This is a genomic window from Polynucleobacter sp. GWA2_45_21, from assembly GCF_001830325.1.
Classification (GTDB): domain Bacteria; phylum Pseudomonadota; class Gammaproteobacteria; order Burkholderiales; family Burkholderiaceae; genus Polynucleobacter.
This window is the reverse complement of the sequence record NZ_MHZG01000012.1, coordinates 1-22964: the sequence shown is the minus strand read 5'-3', so window position 1 is coordinate 22964 and position 22964 is coordinate 1. Positions and strand designations below refer to the sequence as shown.

Here is a 22964-nt window from a genome sequence, read left to right as displayed (position 1 = left end):
CTCATTTAAAGCCTTCCGCCATTCACTAGAAATGCACCCCCTGGGTGATGTGCATTGGGGGGTTGCCTAACACCAACAATTTCTCAGTATTTTTATAGAAAACTCAATTAAATCAATGAGTTGTGAAATAACAACCACATTTTTTATTATTTTGGCATGTATTTGTTTCACGTGAAACCTACAAAATGCTATGATCATCGCCCTATCTGAGGCAAATCATGCGTTATTCAAAGAACTTCGATGTCATTGTTGTTGGCGGCGGTCACGCCGGGACTGAAGCCGCCCTTGCGGCTGCGCGCATGGGATGCGACACCCTCCTTATTACGCACAGTATTGAGAATTTAGGCGCCATGAGCTGTAATCCCTCAATTGGTGGGATTGGCAAAGGCCACTTGGTTAAAGAAATCGATGCTATGGGCGGCGCTATGGCGGCGGCTACCGATGAGGCCGGTATTCAGTTTCGGATATTAAATTCAAGTAAAGGCCCTGCTGTTCGCGCAACCCGCGCCCAAGGTGATCGGGTTTTATATAAGGCGGCGATTCGTCGTCGTCTTGAGAATCAACAAAATTTGACTCTTTTCCAGGCTGCCGTTGATGACCTTCTGGTTCAGGGTGATGAGGTCCAGGGTGTGGTTACACAAATGGGCCTGAAGTTTATGGCCAAGAAAGTAGTCTTAACGGCTGGAACCTTCTTGGATGGAAAGATTCATGTAGGTTTAAATAACTATGCTGGTGGTCGAGCTGGTGATCCAGCCGCCGTTTCTTTATCTGCCAGACTGAAGGAGTTAAAGCTTCCCCAGGGAAGATTGAAGACTGGCACCCCACCCCGGATTGATGGGCGAACCATTGATTTTTCTGTGATGCTGGAGCAGCCTGGGGATTTAGATCCCGTACCGGTTTTCTCTTATCTAGGTAGACCAGAGCAACATCCCAAACAGGTGCCATGCTGGATTTCCCATACAAATGAACAAACACACGACATTATTCGGGGTGGTTTAGACCGCTCACCAATGTATACGGGTGTGATTGAGGGGGTTGGCCCACGCTACTGCCCCTCTATTGAGGACAAAATTCATCGTTTTGCTTCCAGAAATAGTCATCAGATCTTTCTGGAGCCCGAAGGTCTAACAACGAACGAGTTTTATCCGAATGGTATATCTACCAGCTTGCCATTTGATGTTCAGTGGAACTTGGTCCGAAGTATTCGTGGACTGGAGTCTGCCGTCATCGTGCGCCCCGGTTATGCCATTGAATACGACTTCTTTGATCCGCGGCATTTGCGTCATAGTCTAGAGACCAAGGCGATTGCCGGCCTTTACTTTGCTGGCCAGATTAATGGAACAACGGGTTATGAAGAGGCTGCTGCCCAAGGAATGCTGGCCGGCATTAATGCTGGCTTGGCAGCACAAGGCAAAGAGCCCTGGTTGCCCAAGCGTAGCGAGTCTTATATTGGTGTTTTAGTGGATGACCTGATTACTTTGGGTGTTCAAGAGCCATATCGCATGTTCACCAGCCGCGCGGAGTACCGCTTGAGCCTGCGGGAAGACAATGCAGATTTGCGCCTCACCACCATTGGGCGTGAACTTGGCTTGGTGGATGATTGCCGCTGGGCTTCGTTTTGCAGAAAACAAGAGGCTGTTTCACGTGAAACATCTCGCTTACAAGATATTTGGATTGGACCAAAACATGGATCGGCAAAGGCTGTTTCCGAGTTGTTAGGACAGGATTTGTCGCATGAGTGCAGTTTGGCCGATCTTTTAAGGCGCCCTGGCATCACTTATGAGGCGGTTATGGGCTTGGGAGAGGGCCTTTGGTCGCCAGGAACATTGGACGACGACCTGGGTTTAGCGCAACAAATTAGCGACCAGGTTGAGATTTCAATTAAATATCAAGGCTACATAGATAGGCAGGCTGTTGAGATTGCCCGTCAGGAGCATAACGAAACCTTTCCTTTGCCAGAGGCTTTGGATTACACCCAAGTACTTGGTTTATCCAAAGAGGTGCAGCAAAAGCTGAATTTGCATAAACCTGGCACTCTTGGGCAGGCTGGCAGGATTTCTGGCGTTACGCCTGCAGCACTCTCTTTGTTGTTGGTCCACCTGAAAAAAGGTTTAGGCCGGACGCAAGAAGAAGCTCATGAGTAATGATTTGGTTTCTTTGGGGATTGAAAGTTTGGATCTCAACCTTAGTGCTGTCAATATTGCTGATTTGGAGCTCTTTTTGCAGGAAATGGGGCGCTGGAACCAGGTGCATAACTTGACAGCAATTGAGGGCGAAAAGAACTCTGTGCGTCTGCATCTCATTGATTCTATTACTGTTTTACCATTAATGCGCCAATTTCTAACCCAAGAAACCCCCAATATTGCAGATCTTGGTTCTGGTGGTGGATTGCCGGCTATACCCATTGCGATTTTGCAGCCAAGCTGGCATGTAACCTTGATTGAGGCTATCCGAAAAAAAACGGCATTCTTGCAGCATGTACGCGGTAAGCTGGGATTGAAGAATATTCAAGTTCTAAGTGAGCGCGTTGAGGCGGTAGCGAAATCACAGCCAGCACAGTTTGATGCGGTGATTTCGAGGGCGTTTACTAATCTTGCCCACTTTCTAGAGCTTGCCCTTCCCCTTCTCAAGCCAAATGGTTTGGTATTTGCAATGAAGGCTAAGCGTGCAGATGAGGAGCTGCAAGATGTGTGTATGGATGACTGGCGATTGGTGGCGGATGAGCCCCTGCACATCCCAAATTTGGAGGTTGAGCGCAGGCTTTTAGTCTTAACCCCCGTGAGAAAATTACCCCTTTAAAGTACGACATTTTTTAAGAAAAATTATGGCCAAAATATTTTGTATTGCGAATCAAAAAGGCGGGGTTGGAAAAACCACTACTGCTGTGAATTTGGCCGCTGGTTTAGCTGGACATCAGCAACGCGTTTTGCTGGTAGATTTAGATCCACAGGGCAATGCCACAATGGGATCTGGTATTGAAAAAGCGGATCTCAATAGCACTGTGTATCAAGTGTTAATTGGCTTGTCATCAGTCAAAGAATCTGCAGTGCCTTGTGAGAGCTCTGGCTATGATGTGTTGCCAGCAAATCGTGATTTAGCTGGTGCAGAAATTGAGTTGGTAGATTTAGATTCTCGCGAACAAAGATTGAAAGATGCGTTAGCTCTTGTAGCGAATGATTACGACTTTATTTTGATTGACTGCCCACCCGCATTATCTCTGTTAACGCTGAATGGATTATGCGCAGCGAACGGTGTAATCGTGCCAATGCAGTGTGAATATTTTGCATTAGAAGGATTGTCGGATTTAGTGAACACCATCAAACAAGTTCACGCTAATTTAAATCCTGACTTGGTGATTATTGGATTGTTACGCGTCATGTTTGATGCGCGCATGACATTGCAACAACAAGTTTCCGATCAACTGATTGAGCACTTTGGTGACAAGGTATTTAAGAGCATTATTCCTCGCAACGTCCGCCTGGCCGAAGCCCCGTCCTATGGGCTTCCTGGGGTGGCGTTTGATAAATCATCTCGTGGAGCTAAGGCCTACTTGGAGTTTGGTGCCGAGATGATCGGGCGCATTAAGCAAATGTAAAACCTAGGAACGATAAAAATATTATGGTTGCAATAAAGAAAAAGGGCCTGGGTCGCGGCTTAGAGGCCTTGCTTGGTGATAAGGCACAAAAAGAACCCACAGCAGAAATTAATCGTTTGCCATTGACTGCATTGCAGGCTGGTAAATATCAACCGCGTCAAAAAATGGAAGCGGTTGCATTACAAGAGTTGGCTGAAAGTATTCGTGAGCAAGGTGTGATGCAACCACTGTTGGTGCGTTTAGTTGCTCCTGGTAAATATGAAATTATTGCTGGCGAGCGACGCTTTCGTGCGGCAACATTAGCCGGCTTAAAAGAGGTGCCAGTTTTAGTTTCTGGCGCCAATGATCAGGCCGCTGCAGCAATGGCCTTAGTCGAGAATATGCAGCGCGAAGATTTGAATCCGCTGGAAGAGTCTCAAGGGCTCGCAAGACTGATTGAAGAGTTTGGTTTTACGCACGAACAAGCAGCAAAGGCGGTAGGTAAATCACGCAGTGCGGTAACGAATTTGCTTCGCTTAAATCAATTGGCAAAACCAGTGCAAGCCATGCTTTTGGCAGGCGATATTGATATGGGCCATGCACGCGCTTTATTGCCGCTTCCTGGCGCTAGTCAAGTTGCGCTGGCACAAAGAATTGCAGCGCAAGGGCTGTCAGTTCGCGAAGCTGAAAGGATGGCTGCAGCCCTTGCGCTGGCGGGAGGCCAGATTGGCGATAAAAAGACTAAAACTAAGGCCAGCGCTGATGCTCCAGCTCACGACGCAGATATGCGTCGATTAACACAAGAAATCGCTGATTTAATAGGTTTGAATGCGGTATTCAAGTTAAAAGGCAAGGGTGGCGAGCTCAGGATTCAATTTAGCCAGTTTGATGAGCTGGATTCATTGCTTAAAAAGCTGGGTATTGAGGCCTAAATTGAGCAGAAATATGTTTCCAAATCCTTTGACATATTGCACTGCACACATTAAACTCACGGGGCTAAATTGATTCCTCAAAAAAATCAATTTTCCGAGGTAAATGACTGGGATGAGCCCGAAGAAGAGGTATATCGGGTTTTAAGTAAAGAGGAAATGGCGGCGCTGCAAGCTAGTAACGCCATTAAACACCCCCCGCTGTCTCCTTGGAAGATTTTGGCTGCACAAGTAGTGGTTACCGTGCTCAGTATGGTGATTTGGTCAATTTTTGGGGAGCCGGTAGGGGTTAGCCTTTATACTCAGTCGGCCTTTTTAGGTGGTTTAATTAGCGTCTTGCCCTCCGCCCTGTTCTTAGTTCGGTTGGAGTTGGCGAAAAAAACGCAGATATTGAATCCAGGGAATTATTTGGCAGCATTAGTTTCTGGCGAATTTATCAAAATCGTCGTTACCTTGATGCTGTTTTTAGGGGTTGCATTTTGGATCCCGGGCGTGCTTTGGGTCCCACTTTTGGTGACTTATGTGCTGGCCCTTAAGTGTGTTTGGCTAGCGTGGTTGTGGCGCTAAGAGTAATAAATGTGATTGAACCAAAGGACTTTTAAGAGATGTCTAGCGAAGTAAACCAAGCCCACGGGGCAGCCGAGCAAATGACGCCAACAGCGTACATTTCTGAGCACTTACAAAACCTCAACAATACAGGTGGACCACAGTCGTCCATCATTGATTTCAGCATTATTAATTTAGATACGATTTTTTGGGCATCAGCTATGGGCTTGCTCGCCGTATTTATTTTGTTGATTGCAGCACGTCGTGCAACTCCTGGAGTGCCAGGTCGTTTCCAGTGTTTTGTTGAAATGATTGTAGAAATGGCCGAGACACAATCCAAGAGCATTGTTCATGGTGACCGCTCTTATATTGCTCCGCTCGCACTATTCGTATTCTTTTGGATCATCCTTTTAAATACTCTGGACTTAGTCCCAGTGGATTGGGTTTTAGGCGTAAACCATTTCATCGAAAGTTTTGGTGTTCATGTGCCACACCATAAGGTTGTTCCTACAACCGATCTAAATGCGACCATGGGTATGTCCATGTCCGTTTTGCTTTTGGTTTTCTTTTACAGCTTCAAAGTAAAAGGTTTCGGCGGCTTCTTACACGAGCTTGTTTCTGCCCCATTTGGCGCAAAGTGGTACTTGGCCCCATTCAACCTCGCTTTGAACATCATCGAATATCTTGCTAAAGGTGTTTCACTGGGAATGCGACTTTTCGGCAATATGTATGCCGGAGAGCTGGTCTTCTTGCTGATCGCATTGCTTGGTAGCGTGTGGACATTTAATTTAGATTTATCCCTGTTCGGATTGGTGGGCCATGTTATTGCAGGATCAGCTTGGGCCATCTTCCACATTTTGGTTATTTTGTTGCAAGCCTTTATTTTCATGATGTTGACCTTGGTCTACATCGGGCAAGCGCATAGCCACCACTAAGATTTTTATTTTTAACTTATCTCTTTAACTTCAGGAGTCAGCAACATGCAACAATTTCTCGCAAACATTCAAGGTTTCACAGCAATCGCTATCGGCATCATCATCGGCCTCGGCGCGATCGGTGCTTGTTTAGGTATTGCATTGATGGGTGGTAAGTACATCGAAGCTTGTGCACGTCAACCAGAATTGATGGAGCCACTCCAAACTAAGATGTTCCTTTTGGCTGGTTTGATCGACGCTGCGTTCTTGATCGGCGTTGGTGTTGCAATGTTGTTTGCTTTCGCAAACCCACTGCTCGCAGTTATTAAGTAATTGTTTTGGCGTGGGTGACCATCGGGTCATCCAACCGTTCTCAACAATACTGAAAGGAATATCGTGAATCTGAACGCGACCCTATTCGCGCAAATGATCGTTTTCTTCGTCTTATGGTGGGTTGTTGCACGTTTTGTGTGGCCACCGCTAGTTAAGGCGTTAGATGAGCGTTCAAGCAAAATTGCTGACGGCTTAGCTGCTGCCGAGCGCGGTAAAGAAGCACTCGCATTAGCAAGCAATGAAGCAGAGCAAGAATTAAATAAAGCACGCCAAGAAGGTGTGCAGCGTGTTGCAGAAGCAGAAAAACGTGCACAAATGTCCGCCGAAGAAATTCGCGTCAACGCACAAGCAGAAGCAGCCCGCATTATTTCTCAAGCCAAGCAAGATGCAGATCAACAAGTTACTCGTGCACGTGAAGTCTTGCGCGCTGAGGTTGCAGTGTTGGCTGTTAAAGGTGCAGAGCAAATTTTGCGTCGTGAAGTTGACGCAAAAGCACATGGCGCATTGCTTGATCAACTAAAGGCAGAACTTTGATATGGCTGAATTAGCCACGATTGCACGCCCTTATGCTGAAGCGCTTTTTCAAAGCGCCAAGCCTGCTGAGCTTGCCACTTGTTTAGAGCAGTTAAATGAATTGGCGCAGCTTGCTGCATTGCCAGAAGTTGCTGCCTTATCAAACAATCCTAAAGTATCTGCAGACGATTTAAGCAAACTGCTTTCCGGCATGGTGAAGACAAAGCTGGATAGCAAGATTGCAAGCTTTTTAAATCTTGTAAACCAAAACCATCGCTTATCTGCCATTCCTGAAATTGCTCAGCAATTTGAAGCAATGAAGAATCAGAGCGAAGGTGCAGCAGAAGTAATGATTACTAGCGCATTCCCATTAGAGGGTCCTGCGCTAAAAGATTTATTGTCAAGTTTGAAGAAGCGCTTTGGGGGTAAAGAATTGCGCCCAACTATTCAGGTTGACCCATCTTTGATTGGCGGAGTACGCATTCAGGTTGGTGATGAGGTAATGGATAGTTCTGTTAAGGCACAGTTGGCTCAAATGCAAGCAAGTCTTGGCGCATAAGTTATCCCTATTAAGAACATACGAAATAAGACCCAGGAGTAAGTAATGCAACTCAACCCTTCCGAGATCAGCGAACTGATCAAAAGCCGAATTAGCGAAATGGGTGTTGATTCCCAACTTCGCAACGAAGGCACTGTAATTTCAGTGACCGACGGTATTTGCCGCGTACATGGCTTGTCTGGTGTTATGCAGGGCGAAATGTTGGAATTCCCTAACAACACAATCGGCCTCGCGTTGAACCTTGAGCGTGATTCAGTTGGTGCTGTGGTGTTGGGTGAATATACCCACATTAAAGAAGGCGACCCAGTTAAATGTACTGGCCGCATTTTGGAAGTTCCAGTTGGCCCAGAGTTGCTCGGTCGCGTTGTAAACGCACTTGGTCAACCAATTGATGGCAAAGGCCCAATCAATACTAAGTTGACTGACTTTATTGAAAAAGTTGCTCCAGGCGTTATTGCTCGTCAATCCGTTAGCCAGCCAGTTCAAACTGGTTTGAAGGCGATTGATGCAATGGTTCCAATCGGCCGCGGTCAACGTGAGTTGATCATTGGTGACCGTCAAACAGGTAAAACAGCAGTTGCGGTTGACGCGATCATTAACCAAAAAGGTAAAGGCGTTTATTGCGTTTACGTTGCGATTGGTCAAAAAGCTTCTACTATTGCTAACGTTGTTCGCAAGCTCACAGAGCTCGGCGCAATGGAGTACACAGTAGTTGTTGCAGCAAGCGCATCTGAGTCTGCAGCGATGCAGTACCTCTCAGCCTATGCTGGTTGCACAATGGGTGAGTACTTCCGTGATCGCGGTGAAGATGCATTGATCGTGTATGACGATTTAACAAAACAAGCTGTTGCATACCGTCAGATTTCTTTGCTCTTGCGTCGCCCACCAGGCCGCGAAGCTTATCCTGGCGATGTGTTCTACCTCCACTCACGTTTGCTTGAGCGCGCTGCTCGTGTAAGCGCTGACTATGTAGAGAAATTTACAAACGGTTCAGTAAAAGGCAAGACAGGCTCTTTAACAGCATTGCCAATTATTGAAACTCAAGCGGGTGACGTTTCTGCATTCGTTCCAACCAACGTGATTTCGATTACTGACGGCCAGATCTTCTTGGAAACTGACTTGTTTAACGCTGGCGTACGCCCTGCGATTAACGCCGGTATTTCTGTTTCACGTGTTGGTGGCGCAGCTCAAACCAAAGTCATTAAGAAATTGTCCGGCGGTATTCGTACCGACTTAGCGCAGTATCGTGAATTGGCAGCGTTTGCTCAGTTTGCTTCTGATCTTGACGAAGCAACTCGTAAGCAGTTGGAGCGCGGTCGTCGTGTTACAGAATTGTGTAAGCAAGCTCAGTACAAGCCTTTGCAGGTTTGGGAAATGGCGGCTTCACTCTACGCTGTGAATAACGGCTACTTTGATGACCTCGAAGTGAAGAACGTACTGCCATTCGAAAAAGGTTTGCAAGATCATTTGAAATCTAAATACGCTGATTTAGTTGGCCGTATTGAAGAGACCAAAGATTTGAGCAAAGATGACGAAGCTGCTTTGCGTGCTGCAATTGAGGATTACAAGCGTTCAGCCTCTTTCTAAGAGGGCTCGCATAAATCATGGCAAGCACAAAAGAGATACGATCAAAGATCAAGAGCGTGCAAAACACGCGCAAGATCACGAAGGCAATGGAAATGGTCGCCGCATCCAAGATGCGTCGCGCCCAAGAGCGCATGCGCAATGCGCGTCCATATGCTGAAAAAATTCGTGAGATTGTTGCCAATCTTTCTAAAGCAAATCCTGAGTTCCGCCCCGCTTACATGGCAACTCGCGAAGTGAAGAAAATTGGCACGATTTTGGTTACAACAGACAAGGGTTTATGCGGTGGCTTGAATACCAACGTGCTGCGTCTGATTGCAAACCAAGTGCGCGATATGGAAGGCACTAATGTTGGCATTGAATACACTGCCATCGGTTCAAAAGGCCTTCAGTTTTTAAATCGCTCAAAAGCAAAACTCATTTCTCAAACAATTCAGATTGGTGATACGCCACATATGGATGTTTTGATTGGTGCAATTACTGCTCAATTAGAAGCGTTTGAGCGTGGCGAAATTGATGCGGTTTATTTGGCATACACACGTTTTGTTAATGCAATGAAACAAGAGCCTGTTTTAGAAAAACTCTTACCTTTGGAGTCTGCTGCATTAGCTCCAGAAGAGAAGGCAGGAAATTCTTGGGATTACATCTACGAACCGGATGCAGAGTCCATTTTGAATGGCTTGCTCAAGCGTTACGTAGAGGCAATGATTTATCAAGCTGTTGCTGAGAATATGGCTTCAGAACAATCTGCACGCATGGTCTCAATGAAGGCCGCTTCAGATAATGCGAAGAATGTGATTGGCGAATTGCAATTGGAATACAACAAAACACGACAGGCTGCTATTACTAAAGAGTTGTCAGAGATTGTTGGCGGAGCGGCTGCTGTTTAAGCGGTCAGCGTTTAGGAATACGAAAGAATTCAGGAATTAAAAGCGGAGAAATGCGATGAGTAACGGAAATATCGTGCAGTGTATCGGTCCAGTGGTGGACATTCAGTTCCCACGCGACAAAATGCCAAACATTTATGATGCGTTGACATTAGTTGATAGCGGCGAAAAATCATTTGCTGAAAAAGGTTTGACCTTTGAGGTGCAACAACAGATCGGTGACGGCGTAGTTCGCGCGATTGCCATGGGCGCAAGCGATGGCTTACGTCGTGGCATGGAAGTGAAATCTACTGGTGCGCCAATTTCTGTTCCTGTTGGTCCAGCAACACTAGGACGCATCATGGACGTTTTAGGTCGCCCAATTGATGATGCAGGCCCAATCGCTACTGAAGAGCGTCGCGCAATCCACCAGCCAGCACCAAAGTTTGATGAGCTCTCACCTTCCGTTGACTTGTTAGAAACCGGTATTAAGGTTATTGACTTAGTTTGCCCGTTTGCTAAAGGCGGTAAGGTTGGCTTGTTCGGTGGTGCGGGTGTTGGTAAGACCGTGAACATGATGGAATTGATTAACAACATCGCTAAGCAACACTCAGGTTTGTCAGTGTTTGCCGGTGTTGGTGAGCGTACTCGTGAAGGTAATGACTTCTACCACGAGATGAAAGAATCTAACGTTATCGACAAAGTGGCGATGGTGTTTGGTCAGATGAACGAACCTCCTGGCAACCGTTTGCGCGTAGCGTTGACTGGTTTAACAATGGCTGAAGCGTTCCGTGACGAAGGCCGTGACATTTTGTTCTTCGTTGACAACATCTACCGTTATACACTCGCAGGTACTGAGGTATCAGCGTTGTTAGGTCGTATGCCTTCAGCTGTGGGTTATCAACCTACTTTGGCTGAAGAAATGGGTAAGTTGCAAGAGCGTATTACTTCAACCAAGACTGGTTCCGTTACTTCTATTCAGGCCGTTTACGTTCCTGCGGATGACTTGACCGACCCATCACCAGCAACAACCTTCTTGCACTTAGATTCTACAGTTGTGTTGTCACGTGATATTGCTGCTTTGGGTATTTACCCGGCGGTTGATCCATTGGACTCAACTAGCCGTCAGCTCGACCCACAAGTGGTTGGTCAAGAGCACTATGAAGTAGCACGTGAAGTTCAGATGACATTGCAACGCTACAAAGAATTGCGCGACATTATTGCTATTTTGGGTATGGACGAGTTATCACCAGAAGACAAATTGGCCGTATCACGTGCACGTAAGATTCAACGTTTCTTGTCCCAGCCTTTCCACGTTGCTGAAGTATTTACTGGTTCACCAGGCAAATACGTTCCATTGAAAGAAACTATCCGTGGTTTCAAAATGATTTGCAGCGGTGAATTGGATCACTTGCCTGAGCAAGCGTTCTACATGGTGGGTTCAATTGATGAAGCCATCGAGAAAGCTAAGAAGCTTTAATCGAACTCATCTAGGGAAATTATGTCAACCATACGCGTCGATGTAGTAAGTGCTGAGCAATCTATTTTCAGCGGTGAAGCCAAGTTTGTTGCGCTTCCTGGTGAGAATGGTGAGCTCGGTATTTTGCGCGGCCACACTCCTTTGATTACACGCATTCGTCCAGGTTCAGTTCGTATTGAAAAAGCTGACGGTGATGAAGAGTTTGTATTCGTTGCAGGTGGCTATTTAGAAGTTCAGCCTGATCATGTCACTGTATTGGCAGACACTGCTATTCGTGGTCATGATTTAGATGAAGCTAAAGCTTACGAAGCTAAGAAGCGCGCTGAAGAAGCAATGCAAAATCGTGGCACTGACTTTGATTTGGCATTGGCTCAATCAGAGTTTGCAATGGCAGCAGCACAGCTTGCAGCAATTGCTCGTTTCCGTCGTAAGAAGTAAGAGCCGGTCATCTCCTTGCTGTTAAATGATCGGTTTTTAAAAGCCTGCTTGGGCGAAGCGGTTGATCAAACACCGCTTTGGCTCATGCGCCAAGCGGGTCGTTATCTCCCTGAGTACAATGCCACTCGTGCAAGAGCTGGAAGTTTTCTCGGCCTCGCAAAAAATCCTGCATATGCTACCGAAGTAACGCTCCAACCATTGGATCGTTATCCGCTAGACGCAGCAATTTTATTCTCTGATATTTTGACCATTCCCGATGCAATGGGTTTGGGTTTGAAATTTACTGCCGGTGAAGGCCCGAGTTTTGATCATCCCCTTCGCACAGAAGAGGCGGTGAAAAAATTACGTGTTGCAGATATGGATCAGCTCAAATATGTTTTTGATGCTGTCTCTGAAATTCGTAAAGCTTTGATTCAGGATGGTAAGCAGCGTGTACCTTTGATTGGTTTCTCTGGAAGTCCCTGGACACTGGCTTGCTACATGATTGATGGTTCTGGCTCTGACGACTTCCGTCATGCCAAGACCATGATGTTTAGCCGCCCTGATTTACTGGAACATATTCTTGAAATTAATGTGCAGTCAGTTGCCGCTTATTTAATTGAGCAGGTAAAAGCTGGCGCACAAGCGCTGATGATTTTTGATACCTGGGGAGGTTTACTTCCTGATGGCTGGTATCAGCGCATGTCTTTAGCAGCCATGCAAAAAGTGATTGCACTACTACCCCGTGAGCATGAGGGTCGTAAGATCCCGGTAGTTATGTTCACCAAGGGTGGCGGTATTTGGTTAAATGATATGGTCCAGGTTGGTGCGGATGTTATTGCGATTGACTGGACTATGAAGTTAAGTCGTGCACGCAAGCAGCTTTTAGACATCAATAAGCCCTTGGCATTGCAAGGAAACTTAGACCCTCTCATCTTGTTCTCAGATCCAAAGCAAGTTACAAGCGCTGCAGAAGATCTTTTGACAGACTTAGCTGGTGCGCCACCATTAAAGCCAGGCTTGCACCCGCTTGATGGGCACATTTTTAATTTGGGTCATGGCATTAATCAATTTACACCGCCTGAAAGTGTGACAGCCCTCTCTGAAGCTGTAATCTCTAAGTCAAAAGCCCTTCGGGCAAAGCAATAAGCACAAGTAATTGCTAACTTTGGCCAATATTGTGGCAAAAGTTATGCACAGAAATGTGCAAAATCATAAATACAGTGAGATTCGTGAGAATTATCAACTTTCACCTTTAGTAAGCAATGTAAGCCATTGATTTATAATAATAATTATAAAAATGCTGAAATTCTGTGCAGAAGTGCATTCCTATAAAATAGATGTAGAAATATAAAGCAGCGAATGATATCCACAGACTTATCCACAGGGTAAGACAGAAAATTTGAGTAAATGACGCCCCATCCCATCGTTGTTCAGATAGTGATAGATAAGCCCCTAGCACAGGGGTTTGACTATCTATGGGATGCAGAAAAATTAGGCAAATTACCTGAAATAGGTAATGTAGTAGAGGTGCCTTTTTCTAGGGGCAAGGAGATTGGGCTTGTAATAAAAGTGAGCAATCACTCCGATTATGAGATAGAAAAGCTTAAGTCTGTAGAGCGCCTTGCTCCTCTTCCAGCATTTGACCCCGCCTTATTGAGGCTGATGAATTTTGCAAGCCAGTACTATATCCACGCCCTGGGAGAAACCATCTTGCCGGTTATTCCGCAGATGTGGAAAAAGGCTGATAACTGGGAAAAAATTCCCGAAAAACTAGAGTCAGCCCAAAAGAGTAAAAAAAAGCTTGATGTACTTGCAGAGGGTTTAATAACCCAAGAACAATTAAATCCTAGTCAAAAGAATGCTTTGCAAGAATTATTAGCAAGTCATGAAAAAGAAAATCAATTTAGAGCAATCCTTTTACAGGGTCAGACCGGCAGCGGAAAGACCGCTGTATTTCTGAATTGGTTAGCAAGTATCTTGCATGATGAAAGCGCACAAGTGCTGTTGCTGGTGCCAGAAATTAATTTAACGCCGCAACTAGAAAGGCGAGTGAAGGCCTACTTCCCAGATAAAAAAATGGCTGTACTGCATAGCGGTGTCAGTGAAAAGAAAAGAGGGGTTGCTTGGTATGAGGCAATGACAGGCAAGGCGAAAATTATTTTAGGAACAAGGTTGGCAGCATTAACGCTAATGCCAAATTTGCGCGCCATCGTAGTCGACGAGGAGCATGACCCGTCATATAAACAGCAAGATGGTACGCGATACTCAGCAAGAGATTTAGCAATATGGCGAGCGCATGATCAAAAAATTCCCATCCTCTTATCTTCTGCAACGCCATCACTAGAAACCTGGCTTGCCGCTCAATCGGGCCGCTATGAATATATTCGGCTAGATCAGCGAGCGCAGGGTGCAAGCCTACCAAGCGTGCACCTAATCAATACGCGTGACCCTCAAAATCAATTTAGTCCAGGGGATGTGGGCGCAACCAAAGAAAAGAGCCTTATTAGTAAAACGCTTGCGAATGCCATCACTAAGACCTTGGCAGAAAAAAAGCAGAGCTTAATTTTGATTAATCGCCGAGGTTATGCTCCAGTACTGAGTTGCTCGGCATGCAATTGGTTGTCAAAGTGCGCGCAATGCTCAACCTACACTGTGATGCATAAGGCGGGAGCATTAGGGAAAAGATCGGTGTTGAGTTGTCATCATTGTGGCTTGGCAAAACCTGTTCCACAGTTTTGTCCAGATTGTGGGAATGCCGATCTAAAAACGCTTGGGCATGGTACACAAAAATTAGAAGATGCAATTGAAGACATGTGGCCTCAAGCTAGGGTGCTAAGGGTCGACACAGACTCAAGCAGAAAGAGTAAAGGAGCAGAGGCACTCTTTCAGGAAATCCACAATGGAAATGTAGATATTGTTGTTGGCACTCAAATGATTGCCAAGGGACACGACTATCAAAACATTGGATTGGTTGCGGTATTGGATGCAGACAGTCGACTCTATTCGGCAGACTTTAGGGCTGCAGAAAGATTATTTGCGCAGTTAGTTCAAGTGGCTGGACGGGCAGGTAGATCTGGCAGCAGCAGTGATGCTGGTGGTGATATTTATATTGAGACTCAGTACCCCGAGTCACCGGTTTTTCAGTATTTGCTTAGACACGATATCGATGGATTTCTAGCATTCACTGCAAGCGAGCGTGAAGAGGCAAAGTTACCGCCCTACTCTTATCAAGCCCTCATACACGCGGAAGGCAAAAGCTTAGATAAGGCGATTCAGTTTTTGAATGAGCTGAAGGCTCGCATGAGAAGTAAAGGCATGCTTACGAAAGAGCTGAAAGCCTATGATCCTGTGCCCAAGCCTGTTATGAGGGTGGCGGGATCAGAGCGTGCTCAATTATTAATTGAGTCAGCTAATCGCAAGACGCTACAGGAGGCCCTTGAAATGATTGATCAAGATTTGCGTCAAGATTCCACAGGAAGAATCAGCAAAACATCACGCATCCGTTGGCTCGTTGAGCGGGACCCAATTAGTATTTAGGCACCCGGTCCATATTCATATTGCGCAAGAGACATTAAGGCATTTAGATCGGCCGTCAGAGATTCTTTTGATGTCGGCTTAATTTTAAATAGCCAAACTGCATATGGTTTTTCATTCACTACTTCAGGGTTGGCATCCATCTCTTCATTAAGGGCGACGATCTCGCCATTAATGGGTGCATGAATATCGCTCGCCGCTTTAACAGACTCTATCGCAGCAATAGCCTCACCTCGTTTTACTTGTTGCCCAACTTTTGGCGCTTGAAAAAACATGACATCACCCAAAGCTTCTTGCGCATGATTGCTAATGCCGACCCACACTAGCCCGTCATCTTCGATGCTGGCCCACTCATGTGATTCTGCAAATTTAAATGTGTCTTGAGTTTTCATTGTGTATCCTGTGAGACATATTCTAGCGTCTTTGCCATAAACTAGTGGCTAACTACTTTAAGCATTTTTTATTTATGCCGATCAAATTAGGAATTGTTCCTGTTACCCCATTTGAACAAAACTGTTCCATCTTGGTTTGCCAGGAAACTGGCGATGCGGCAGTAGTTGATCCGGGCGGAGATATCGATAAGATTTTGGATGGCGTTAAGCAATTGGGCGGAACTGTTAAAAAAATTTTATTGACTCACGGCCATCTAGACCATTGTGCTGCAGCTAAGGACTTGGCTGATCAATTAGGCGTCCCTATTGAGGGCCCACAAATTGATGAACAGTTTTGGTTAGATCAATTGCCTGAGCAAACTGTTCGCTTTGGATTTGGTCATGCAAAAGCATTTGTGCCTACTCGCTGGTTGGAGGATGGCGACCATGTACAAGTTGGCAATGTTGATTTGGAAGTTTTGCACTGTCCTGGCCACACCCCAGGCCACGTAGTATTTTTTGACAAAGAAAATCGCTTAGCTTTAGTTGGCGATGTTTTATTTGCTGGATCAATCGGCAGAACAGATTTCCCACGTGGCAATCATGCCGACTTAATTAATGCGATTAAGACAAAGTTGTGGCCGCTTGGCGATGATGTGCAGTTTGTTCCGGGACACGGACCTATGTCCACTTTTGGCAAAGAGCGCCAAACAAATCCCTACGTTGGGGATTGATCAAACTTGAATTTGGTGACGCCTAATTGAGAAATTAGGCTTTTGCTGAGCCAGTGCGATGTGTGCGGTTGTACAAACAGCTAGCGCAAATCCAGCGTTGCTTTCGATTGCTTGTCGGAATCCAGGTGCCACCTTCTAGGCGCTTTTCGCGACTGCATGAAGAGCAAAACTTAAGGCTCTGTGAGGTTTCTTGGGTAGCAGCTGGAGTCGAGGTAGTCATGGGCAATCCGGGTAAGCCAAATCTTGTACAGAAGATCTATTTTACCCGTTTTGTCCCGCTGGGGCTGGGCTTAGGACGACTCGGACTGAATCGGCCGTTTTATTGCCATCGAAATCTAACCAAGCCTTATTTTCAAAGTCATACAGCTTGCACTTGCGCGCTGTATCGAAATACCAGGCCCAAGAGAACTTTTGCACAAAAATACGCTCTGGAAGGATGGTTTCGAGGGTATTTTGGGCCTCTTGAAGGCGATACAGGGGTACGCTCATATCCACGTGATGGGCTGTGTGTTCCATAATGTGGTGCATTAAAGAGCCCCAAACCCAGTTAAAGGTCAAATGAACTGTAGTTGAAACAAATGGCTGCGCACGCAACCACTCAGACTTCTTGTCGTACCAGGAAACTTTTGGGTGGGTATGGTGAACATAGACCACAAAGCCAATCATTCCGTTCCAGAACAAGAATGGAACAACAAAGCCAGTAATCAGGCCGATCCAAACTGATTGGCCTGTAGCGAGAGCCCCTGCAATTAGGCAGCCAATCCAAATGATTGCAAAGCCAGTCACTAATAAATTGTCTTTAAGGAAGATTGGGCGATCACCCGGCTTATTCTTCGCATTTGGGAAGTACTCACGTCTCCACCAAATTTCAATAAGGTAGTAGAAAACTGGGCCCCAGCCGCTACGATAAAGGCGCTCCAGAGCTTTGCGCCATGCTGGCAGAGCATCAAACTCAGCTTTCGATAGAGGAGCCCAGACGAAGTCAAAGCCCTTAAGGTTGGTTTGACCATGGTGAACTACGTTATGGCCTACATCCCATAAGCTGTATGGGGTTAGGGATGGCAAGAACGCAATACGACCCAAGACCTTGTTCAGCTCGCGGTGAGGTGTATAGCTTTGGTGGCAAGCATCATGCCCTAAGATAAAGATGCGGCCGGTAACAAAACCAGCTACCAAGCCCAAGATAATCTTAATTAAGATGCTTTCGACAAAAATGGTCCCAGCAATACAAGCAAGCCATAAAACTGCATCAATTACTAAAAGCGCGATTGCTTTTGCTGTTTCTCCTTGAGCCATTGGGATCAGCCAGCTGCGAATGATTTTACGGTGCGGCAATGGAAGGTCAGGTGCCAAAGGATTGGCAATTGAGGGCTCAGAGAGTGCAGAATTTAGATGATTTGACATGATAAGAATCAATAAGTTAGGTGCAAATGATAGCCTTTTTCACGGATTTACGCATGATATAGGTCAAAAACCCCCCTGTTTTGGTGCGCCCGGCAGGAATCGAACCTGCGACCCTTGGCTTCGGAGGCCAATACTCTATCCACTGAGCTACGGGCGCCAGTAGGAAATTCGCTAACTACGCCATTGTAAGTGCCTATACCCTCTCGGTCTCGTTATAATCACGGCAAAGTAATCCTTTAACCCGTCAAACGATAAAAGTCCTATGAGCGAAGCGCACGGCAGCCTAATTAAGTCCCCTAAACAACTAATCATCATGGTGTTTGCTAGCTTTTTTGTGCCACTGATTATTATTTTGTTACTAATGGTGTTTGTAAATAACGGCAAGCGTACAGATGCTGAAGCATCTGCTGAGGTATTGATTAAACCTGTTGCGCAATTAAACTTTAAAGACGCTAGCAAGCCGCGTGAGTTGCAAACTGGGGAGCAGGTATACAAGACAGTATGTGCATCATGCCATGCAAGCGGTGCCGCTGGTGCGCCGAAGTTTGGTGATGCGGTTGCCTGGAGTGGCCGCCTAAGCAAGGGCTACGATGGATTGTTGACCTCAGTAATCAAGGGCAAAGGCGCTATGCCTGCACGTGGTGGTGCAAGCCCAGCTGACATCAGCGATTACGAGCTAGGTCGCGCCGTTGTGTATCTGGCAAACTCAGCTGGCGGTAAATTGCCAGAGCCTAAGGCTCCCGACACCCCTGCCGCTAAATAATTTTTAGCGCACTCAAAAAAGCTGGCATGTAGCCAGCTTTTTTATTGCCCATCATCTTGGCCTTTAGCATCAAGCGCCACTTGGTAGGCCTCTTTCTTGCTGAGCCCTAGCGTTTGTGCGAGCACAGCAGCAATTTCCTTGCTGCCTAAATAGGGGCTTAATGCATTTGCCCACAGCAATAGCGCCGAGCGCTCCGGAGCCTCATCAGCATTAGCTTGGCGGCCGGCCACCAAAACAATAAATTCACCCTTGAGACTTTCTGCTTGTTCAAGCCACACGGGAATATCTGCGGCAGTGAGGGTGACGAGTTGCTCAAATTTTTTAGTCAGCTCCCTACCTACCAGTACCTGTCGATCTGGCTCTAGCTCTTTGTTCATCATCATCAGCGTCTCGCGGATTTGATGTGGCGATTCAAAAAAAATGCTCGCTTTTGAATTGCTGCGAATATCTTGGATCAGCGTGCTTCGCTCTTTGACTTTGTTTGGCCAGAAGCCGAGAAACTGAAAGCGCCCTTCTGAAGGTAGCATCACTGAGCCGCTAGCAGAAACGGCAGAGGATACGGCGCTAGCGCCAGGTATGGGAATAATTCGAAAGCCTGCTTTTTGAACTGCATTCACCAGGCGTGCGCCTGGATCAGAAACGCCAGGCGTGCCCGCATCTGAAATGTAGGCCCAACGTTCATTTTGGGAGAGATGCTGAATAATATTTTGAGCGCCAGCAATCTCATTATGTTCATGCAAGGCGACACACTTCTTATGAATGCCAAAGTGTTGAAGCAAGGGCGCGCTATGCCTGGTGTCCTCACAAGCAATGCCGTCTACAGAATTCAGTACATGCAGAGCCCGCAAAGTGATGTCTCCCATATTGCCGATGGGAGTGGCAACCATATATAAGGCCCCAGCCGGTAAATCCTGCTGTTTTAAAAAGTCAAAGGAGCTTAATTCCATGGGGCGATCTTTTATACAAGAGACATTAATAAGTAAGAGAATACGTCTCTTTTGAATTAGGGGGCAGCATAGACATCTTGCGCGTACTTTGGCGCATAATAATGTGATGGATAAAGATACCCTCGAACGTTTGCGCGCTCGCGCATCCCAACATTTCTTGGACAGCATTGCTGTAAAGCAAGAAGCTGAAAAATTACTTCCCGAGCAAGTTGCTCTTGGCATCGTTGCCATGACAGATTGTTTGCGCGCTGGCGGAAAGGTGATGGCCTGCGGTAATGGTGGATCTGCTGCTGATGCACAACATTTTGCCGCTGAGCTGATTGGTCGCTTTGAGAGAGAGCGACAAGAGTTGGCTGCGATTGCATTGACAACTGATACTTCAATTTTGACTGCGGTAGGAAATGACTACAGTTATGACGAGATTTTTAGTAAGCAAGTACGTGGTCTTGGAAAAAAAGGCGATATCTTGCTTGGAATTTCTACATCCGGAAATTCAAAAAACGTAGTGAAGGCAATCGATGCTGCAAAAAAAATGGGGATCAAAATTATTGCCCTGACTGGTAATGGCGGTGGAAAAATTGCAAGCTTGCTAGACGCTGATGACATTCATTTGTGTGCACCCTCCACTCGTACTGCACGCATTCAAGAAACGCATTTAGTTTTGCTTCACGCGCTATGTGATGGTGTAGACCATCTCTTGCTTGATTAATAGTCTCACCAATTAGAAAGTTCTTACATGAGAAATACGCTCACCATCAAACTGTTTGCTGCGATTTTGATTTCATCGCTCCTATCTGGATGTGGAGTGTTAGCCGTTGGTGGTGTTGTAGCGGGCGCGAGTGTCATGGCTGACCGTCGTACGCCAGCTGTGCAGGCAATTGATAAGGGCATTGAACTTGAGGCTGGCAATGCTCTGGCTAAGCGCTATGGCGATGATGCACATATCAATGTGACATCATTTAATCAAAAGGTATTGTTGACCGGTGAAGCGAAAGATGCCGACATTAAAGGCCAGGCCGGCGCTTATGTAAAGGCTATGAAGAACGTACGTTCTGTCTTTAATGAATTGATCATGGGGCCAAATAGCAGTTATACGGCTCGCGCAAACGATACATTCCTCGAATCAAAAATCAAAACACAAATGATTTTTACAGACAAGTTGCCATCCAATTCCATGGCGATTGTTGCTGAAGGTAGCAGTGTTTATTTGATGGGAATTCTGACGCAGAATGAAGCAGCGATTGCTAAGAAAGTAGCAAGCAATGCTGACGGCGTAAAAGAGGTTTACGCCTACTTCGATATTATTTCTGAGGCAGAAAAAGTACGCTTAGAAAAACAAGGCAAGGCCGATGAGTCTCAGCCTAACTCCGCTCCAAATCAGTAAGTAGTTTGGTGGTGAGTCAGCAAAATTATTTTTGAGATCAGACGTGAAACTTTTTTTGCTCGCCACCCTCCTTTCGCTTTTCTCTGTTGGTGCGCGCGCTACTGCGGATGATGCAAAGGCGCTCGCACTTGCAAAACAAAGTGCTTGCCTAGGGTGCCATGCGGTAGATAAAAAAATTGTGGGGCCAAGCTTTCAGGCAATTGCAAAAAAATATGCGAACGATCCTAGCGCAATAGTATTTTTAAAAAACAAAATTATTAAAGGCGGTTCGGGATCTTGGGGTGTTGTGCCAATGCCAGCAAATGCGAAGTTAAGCGATGCCGATGTATCCCTGCTGACAACTTGGATTTTGCGCGGAGCATCTAGCGCAAATTAAGTTGGGCGAACGACAGGCTTTCCTAGTAACCAAGACCAGGCATCATTTGAACGCTTAAAATTTTCTTTCAGCGCATAGTCAAAGTCTGCCCATTGCTCATTGGTGGCCTCTTCAACAATCGTGCCTGGATTTGCAGGCGGCAGCTTCAAGTAAGCGTCTGCATCACCATATGCATATTCAACGCGCATTCCAGCCTTTTGAGCCAGCCGCATCATCGCTCTATTGTTTGCTAGGCAGTGCATAAACAAGGTTTCGATACGCGTATTGCGTGAGTGCACTGAAGCCCGTGCTAGCAATGCAGTGCCAATCCCCATTCCACGCCCAGCTGGAAGCACGGATACGCCAAACTCCGCAGCCCGTGGCTGATTTTTGATTTTTGGTAAATAGGCCAAATGCGCCATACCAATCAGGTTTAGTTCCGAATCAAAGCTACCAAAAACGGTATCTCTATTGAAATCTAGTCCATCAACATAGTGATGAATAACCTCATCAGGTGTTTGGGTGCCAAACCGTAAACGGCGATCCTCTTCATTTAATAACAAAAGATGACGCAATATCTCACCCTTGTGTCCAGCATGTAATTCGCGAACAGGAACAACCGAGCCAGCCGTATATGGCTTGCTAGGTAAGTGATTGGTCGCTAATTTATGGTGCATTGCAGTATCTTAGCAGAAATTACCAAAAATTTCAGGGTTTTCCCTAGGTATATGTCAATTTATGGATGGCAAACAGCTTAGAAGGTAAAAACTGCGGGTATACCACTGCTTTTTTATGCCCTATCCATAAAAAATACGTAAATTTTGAAAAAAAGTTCAAAATTTTTTTAATCCCTATCTCATTGTTTTGAATGGGTTTATTTTAAAAGTAAGAAAAAACTTCGCATTTTGAGAGAAAAAGACTACGAAAGGTGTTGACAGACCCAAATACGTGGGATATAGTCTCATCTCTCTGCTGAATGTTTTTAAGAAATACGAAACAAGTCAGCCCTCTTTAAAAATTAGTCAACCGATAATTGTGGGTACTAAGTGAAAGCATCAAGTCCTTCGGGACAGATGTAAATAAATAGTACTCATAGACAGTAAAAAGATTTGGTTTTATTACCAAGTCAATTTCTTGAATGAGTGCGACGATCCGCAAGGATCACAGGAATTGAACTGAAGAGTTTGATCCTGGCTCAGATTGAACGCTGGCGGCATGCCTTACACATGCAAGTCGAACGGCAGCACGGGTGCTTGCACCTGGTGGCGAGTGGCGAACGGGTGAGTAATACATCGGAACGTACCTTATCGTGGGGGATAACGCAGCGAAAGCTGTGCTAATACCGCATACGCCCTGAGGGGGAAAGCGGGGGATCGAAAGACCTCGCGCGATTAGAGCGGCCGATGCCTGATTAGCTTGTTGGTGGGGTAAAAGCCCACCAAGGCGACGATCAGTAGCTGGTCTGAGAGGACGATCAGCCACACTGGGACTGAGACACGGCCCAGACTCCTACGGGAGGCAGCAGTGGGGAATTTTGGACAATGGGGGAAACCCTGATCCAGCAATGCCGCGTGAGTGAAGAAGGCCTTCGGGTTGTAAAGCTCTTTTGTCAGGGAAGAAACACCGGCTCTAACACAGTCCGGGAATGACGGTACCTGAAGAATAAGCACCGGCTAACTACGTGCCAGCAGCCGCGGTAATACGTAGGGTGCGAGCGTTAATCGGAATTACTGGGCGTAAAGCGTGCGCAGGCG

25 protein-coding genes, 1 tRNA gene and 1 rRNA gene are annotated in these 22964 nt (G+C 46.1%); 21 read left to right on the top strand and 6 right to left on the bottom strand.

Annotated features, from left to right (window positions below; genetic code table 11):
• The first annotated feature begins 218 nt into the window (after positions 1-218).
• From mnmG to priA, 15 genes are all read left to right on the top strand, one after another.
• Positions 219-2144 (top strand): tRNA uridine-5-carboxymethylaminomethyl(34) synthesis enzyme MnmG, encoded by a 1926-nt coding sequence (gene mnmG / locus A2X74_RS09300; protein WP_293625159.1) that lies wholly within the window; start codon positions 219-221, stop codon positions 2142-2144.
• The gene (gene rsmG, locus A2X74_RS09295) at positions 2137-2799 is read left to right on the top strand and encodes a 16S rRNA (guanine(527)-N(7))-methyltransferase RsmG (protein WP_293625157.1); all 663 of its coding nucleotides are present in this window, start codon (positions 2137-2139) and stop codon (positions 2797-2799) included. Before mnmG ends, rsmG begins: the two co-directional genes overlap by 8 nt.
• A gap of 25 nt (positions 2800-2824) precedes the next feature.
• Positions 2825-3595, top strand: coding sequence for a ParA family protein (locus tag A2X74_RS09290; RefSeq protein WP_293625155.1), 771 nt, complete (start codon positions 2825-2827; stop codon positions 3593-3595).
• Positions 3596-3618: 23 nt separating this feature from the next.
• Positions 3619-4506: a ParB/RepB/Spo0J family partition protein gene (locus A2X74_RS09285; RefSeq protein ID WP_293625153.1), complete on the top strand. Its 888-nt coding sequence runs from the start codon at positions 3619-3621 to the stop codon at positions 4504-4506.
• A 69-nt stretch (positions 4507-4575) separates the two neighbouring features.
• The gene (locus A2X74_RS09280) at positions 4576-5070 is read left to right on the top strand and encodes an ATP synthase subunit I (RefSeq protein ID WP_293625151.1); all 495 of its coding nucleotides are present in this window, start codon (positions 4576-4578) and stop codon (positions 5068-5070) included.
• 38 nt (positions 5071-5108) lie between these two features.
• Positions 5109-5984 (top strand): F0F1 ATP synthase subunit A, encoded by an 876-nt coding sequence (atpB, locus tag A2X74_RS09275; protein WP_293625149.1) that lies wholly within the window; start codon positions 5109-5111, stop codon positions 5982-5984.
• A gap of 45 nt (positions 5985-6029) precedes the next feature.
• Positions 6030-6296 carry a F0F1 ATP synthase subunit C gene (atpE, locus tag A2X74_RS09270; RefSeq protein WP_012357116.1) on the top strand — a complete coding sequence of 89 codons (267 nt, stop codon included), beginning with the start codon at positions 6030-6032 and terminating at the stop codon, positions 6294-6296.
• 63 nt (positions 6297-6359) lie between these two features.
• A complete protein-coding gene (locus A2X74_RS09265; RefSeq protein WP_293625147.1) occupies positions 6360-6830 on the top strand; it encodes a F0F1 ATP synthase subunit B in 471 nt (156 codons plus the stop codon).
• Position 6831: 1 nt separating this feature from the next.
• Positions 6832-7368 carry a F0F1 ATP synthase subunit delta gene (locus A2X74_RS09260; protein WP_293625145.1) on the top strand — a complete coding sequence of 179 codons (537 nt, stop codon included), beginning with the start codon at positions 6832-6834 and terminating at the stop codon, positions 7366-7368.
• A 45-nt stretch (positions 7369-7413) separates the two neighbouring features.
• Positions 7414-8955 carry a F0F1 ATP synthase subunit alpha gene (atpA, locus tag A2X74_RS09255; protein WP_015420205.1) on the top strand — a complete coding sequence of 514 codons (1542 nt, stop codon included), beginning with the start codon at positions 7414-7416 and terminating at the stop codon, positions 8953-8955.
• A gap of 17 nt (positions 8956-8972) precedes the next feature.
• The gene (atpG, locus tag A2X74_RS09250) at positions 8973-9842 is read left to right on the top strand and encodes a F0F1 ATP synthase subunit gamma (RefSeq protein ID WP_293625139.1); all 870 of its coding nucleotides are present in this window, start codon (positions 8973-8975) and stop codon (positions 9840-9842) included.
• A 55-nt stretch (positions 9843-9897) separates the two neighbouring features.
• A complete protein-coding gene (atpD, locus tag A2X74_RS09245; RefSeq protein WP_215302331.1) occupies positions 9898-11298 on the top strand; it encodes a F0F1 ATP synthase subunit beta in 1401 nt (466 codons plus the stop codon).
• Positions 11299-11319: 21 nt separating this feature from the next.
• Positions 11320-11736, top strand: a complete 417-nt coding sequence (locus tag A2X74_RS09240; protein ID WP_293625137.1) for a F0F1 ATP synthase subunit epsilon — start codon at positions 11320-11322, stop codon at positions 11734-11736.
• 9 nt (positions 11737-11745) lie between these two features.
• The gene (gene hemE, locus A2X74_RS09235) at positions 11746-12864 is read left to right on the top strand and encodes a uroporphyrinogen decarboxylase (protein ID WP_293625217.1); all 1119 of its coding nucleotides are present in this window, start codon (positions 11746-11748) and stop codon (positions 12862-12864) included.
• A 261-nt stretch (positions 12865-13125) separates the two neighbouring features.
• Complete coding sequence (priA, locus tag A2X74_RS09230; protein WP_293625135.1) at positions 13126-15255, top strand: primosomal protein N'; 2130 nt, start codon at positions 13126-13128, stop codon at positions 15253-15255.
• Here the strand turns inward: priA and gcvH are convergent.
• Positions 15252-15644: a glycine cleavage system protein GcvH gene (gcvH, locus tag A2X74_RS09225; protein WP_293625134.1), complete on the bottom strand. Its 393-nt coding sequence runs from the start codon at positions 15642-15644 to the stop codon at positions 15252-15254. The two genes, priA and gcvH, sit on opposite strands and share 4 nt — an antisense overlap.
• Positions 15645-15724: 80 nt before the next feature.
• Between gcvH and A2X74_RS09220 the strand changes: the two genes are divergently transcribed.
• Complete coding sequence (locus A2X74_RS09220; RefSeq protein ID WP_293625215.1) at positions 15725-16357, top strand: MBL fold metallo-hydrolase; 633 nt, start codon at positions 15725-15727, stop codon at positions 16355-16357.
• Positions 16358-16391: 34 nt separating this feature from the next.
• On the opposite strand, the gene A2X74_RS09215 is transcribed toward A2X74_RS09220, so the two are convergent.
• The 3 genes from A2X74_RS09215 to A2X74_RS09205 all read right to left on the bottom strand — a co-directional run bounded on the left by A2X74_RS09215 (position 16392) and on the right by A2X74_RS09205 (position 17918).
• Positions 16392-16577 carry a hypothetical protein gene (locus A2X74_RS09215; RefSeq protein ID WP_112202563.1) on the bottom strand — a complete coding sequence of 62 codons (186 nt, stop codon included), beginning with the start codon at positions 16575-16577 and terminating at the stop codon, positions 16392-16394.
• 41 nt (positions 16578-16618) lie between these two features.
• The gene (locus A2X74_RS09210; protein ID WP_293625132.1) at positions 16619-17761 is read right to left on the bottom strand and encodes a fatty acid desaturase; all 1143 of its coding nucleotides are present in this window, start codon (positions 17759-17761) and stop codon (positions 16619-16621) included.
• An 81-nt stretch (positions 17762-17842) separates the two neighbouring features.
• Positions 17843-17918: transfer RNA gene (locus tag A2X74_RS09205), tRNA-Arg, on the bottom strand.
• Positions 17919-18023: 105 nt separating this feature from the next.
• Between A2X74_RS09205 and A2X74_RS09200 the strand changes: the two genes are divergently transcribed.
• Positions 18024-18524 carry a c-type cytochrome gene (locus tag A2X74_RS09200; RefSeq protein WP_293625130.1) on the top strand — a complete coding sequence of 167 codons (501 nt, stop codon included), beginning with the start codon at positions 18024-18026 and terminating at the stop codon, positions 18522-18524.
• A gap of 41 nt (positions 18525-18565) precedes the next feature.
• On the opposite strand, the gene rsmI is transcribed toward A2X74_RS09200, so the two are convergent.
• Complete coding sequence (rsmI, locus tag A2X74_RS09195; protein ID WP_293625128.1) at positions 18566-19471, bottom strand: 16S rRNA (cytidine(1402)-2'-O)-methyltransferase; 906 nt, start codon at positions 19469-19471, stop codon at positions 18566-18568.
• 106 nt (positions 19472-19577) lie between these two features.
• Here rsmI and A2X74_RS09190 point away from each other — a divergent pair, with 106 nt between their 5' ends.
• From A2X74_RS09190 to A2X74_RS09180, 3 genes are read left to right on the top strand one after another with little or no spacing between them, the layout of a single operon-like run.
• Positions 19578-20180 (top strand): phosphoheptose isomerase, encoded by a 603-nt coding sequence (locus tag A2X74_RS09190; protein ID WP_293625126.1) that lies wholly within the window; start codon positions 19578-19580, stop codon positions 20178-20180.
• Between the two features lie 27 nt (positions 20181-20207).
• Entirely contained in the window at positions 20208-20855 is a 648-nt protein-coding gene (locus tag A2X74_RS09185) for a BON domain-containing protein (RefSeq protein ID WP_293625124.1), read from the top strand.
• Between the two features lie 43 nt (positions 20856-20898).
• Entirely contained in the window at positions 20899-21231 is a 333-nt protein-coding gene (locus A2X74_RS09180) for a c-type cytochrome (RefSeq protein WP_293625122.1), read from the top strand.
• Here the strand turns inward: A2X74_RS09180 and A2X74_RS09175 are convergent.
• Positions 21228-21887 (bottom strand): GNAT family N-acetyltransferase, encoded by a 660-nt coding sequence (locus tag A2X74_RS09175; RefSeq protein WP_293625120.1) that lies wholly within the window; start codon positions 21885-21887, stop codon positions 21228-21230. The genes A2X74_RS09180 and A2X74_RS09175 overlap by 4 nt on opposite strands.
• 495 nt (positions 21888-22382) lie before the next feature.
• On the opposite strand from A2X74_RS09175, the gene A2X74_RS09170 reads away from it, so the two are divergent.
• Positions 22383-22964: ribosomal RNA gene (locus A2X74_RS09170) — 16S ribosomal RNA — on the top strand; the annotation flags it as partial.

Coding starts and splice junctions, on each gene's coding strand:
- mnmG (WP_293625159.1), top strand. CDS start 219: ATGCGTTATTCAAAGAACTTCGATGTCATTGTTGTTGGCGGCGGTCAC.
- rsmG (WP_293625157.1), top strand. CDS start 2,137: ATGAGTAATGATTTGGTTTCTTTGGGGATTGAAAGTTTGGATCTCAAC.
- A2X74_RS09290 (WP_293625155.1), top strand. CDS start 2,825: ATGGCCAAAATATTTTGTATTGCGAATCAAAAAGGCGGGGTTGGAAAA.
- A2X74_RS09285 (WP_293625153.1), top strand. CDS start 3,619: ATGGTTGCAATAAAGAAAAAGGGCCTGGGTCGCGGCTTAGAGGCCTTG.
- atpB (WP_293625149.1), top strand. CDS start 5,109: ATGTCTAGCGAAGTAAACCAAGCCCACGGGGCAGCCGAGCAAATGACG.
- atpE (WP_012357116.1), top strand. CDS start 6,030: ATGCAACAATTTCTCGCAAACATTCAAGGTTTCACAGCAATCGCTATC.
- A2X74_RS09260 (WP_293625145.1), top strand. CDS start 6,832: ATGGCTGAATTAGCCACGATTGCACGCCCTTATGCTGAAGCGCTTTTT.
- atpA (WP_015420205.1), top strand. CDS start 7,414: ATGCAACTCAACCCTTCCGAGATCAGCGAACTGATCAAAAGCCGAATT.
- atpG (WP_293625139.1), top strand. CDS start 8,973: ATGGCAAGCACAAAAGAGATACGATCAAAGATCAAGAGCGTGCAAAAC.
- atpD (WP_215302331.1), top strand. CDS start 9,898: ATGAGTAACGGAAATATCGTGCAGTGTATCGGTCCAGTGGTGGACATT.
- A2X74_RS09240 (WP_293625137.1), top strand. CDS start 11,320: ATGTCAACCATACGCGTCGATGTAGTAAGTGCTGAGCAATCTATTTTC.
- priA (WP_293625135.1), top strand. CDS start 13,126: ATGACGCCCCATCCCATCGTTGTTCAGATAGTGATAGATAAGCCCCTA.
- gcvH (WP_293625134.1), bottom strand. CDS start 15,644: ATGAAAACTCAAGACACATTTAAATTTGCAGAATCACATGAGTGGGCC.
- A2X74_RS09215 (WP_112202563.1), bottom strand. CDS start 16,577: ATGACTACCTCGACTCCAGCTGCTACCCAAGAAACCTCACAGAGCCTT.
- A2X74_RS09210 (WP_293625132.1), bottom strand. CDS start 17,761: ATGTCAAATCATCTAAATTCTGCACTCTCTGAGCCCTCAATTGCCAAT.
- A2X74_RS09200 (WP_293625130.1), top strand. CDS start 18,024: ATGAGCGAAGCGCACGGCAGCCTAATTAAGTCCCCTAAACAACTAATC.
- rsmI (WP_293625128.1), bottom strand. CDS start 19,471: ATGGAATTAAGCTCCTTTGACTTTTTAAAACAGCAGGATTTACCGGCT.
- A2X74_RS09190 (WP_293625126.1), top strand. CDS start 19,578: ATGGATAAAGATACCCTCGAACGTTTGCGCGCTCGCGCATCCCAACAT.
- A2X74_RS09185 (WP_293625124.1), top strand. CDS start 20,208: ATGAGAAATACGCTCACCATCAAACTGTTTGCTGCGATTTTGATTTCA.
- A2X74_RS09175 (WP_293625120.1), bottom strand. CDS start 21,887: ATGCACCATAAATTAGCGACCAATCACTTACCTAGCAAGCCATATACG.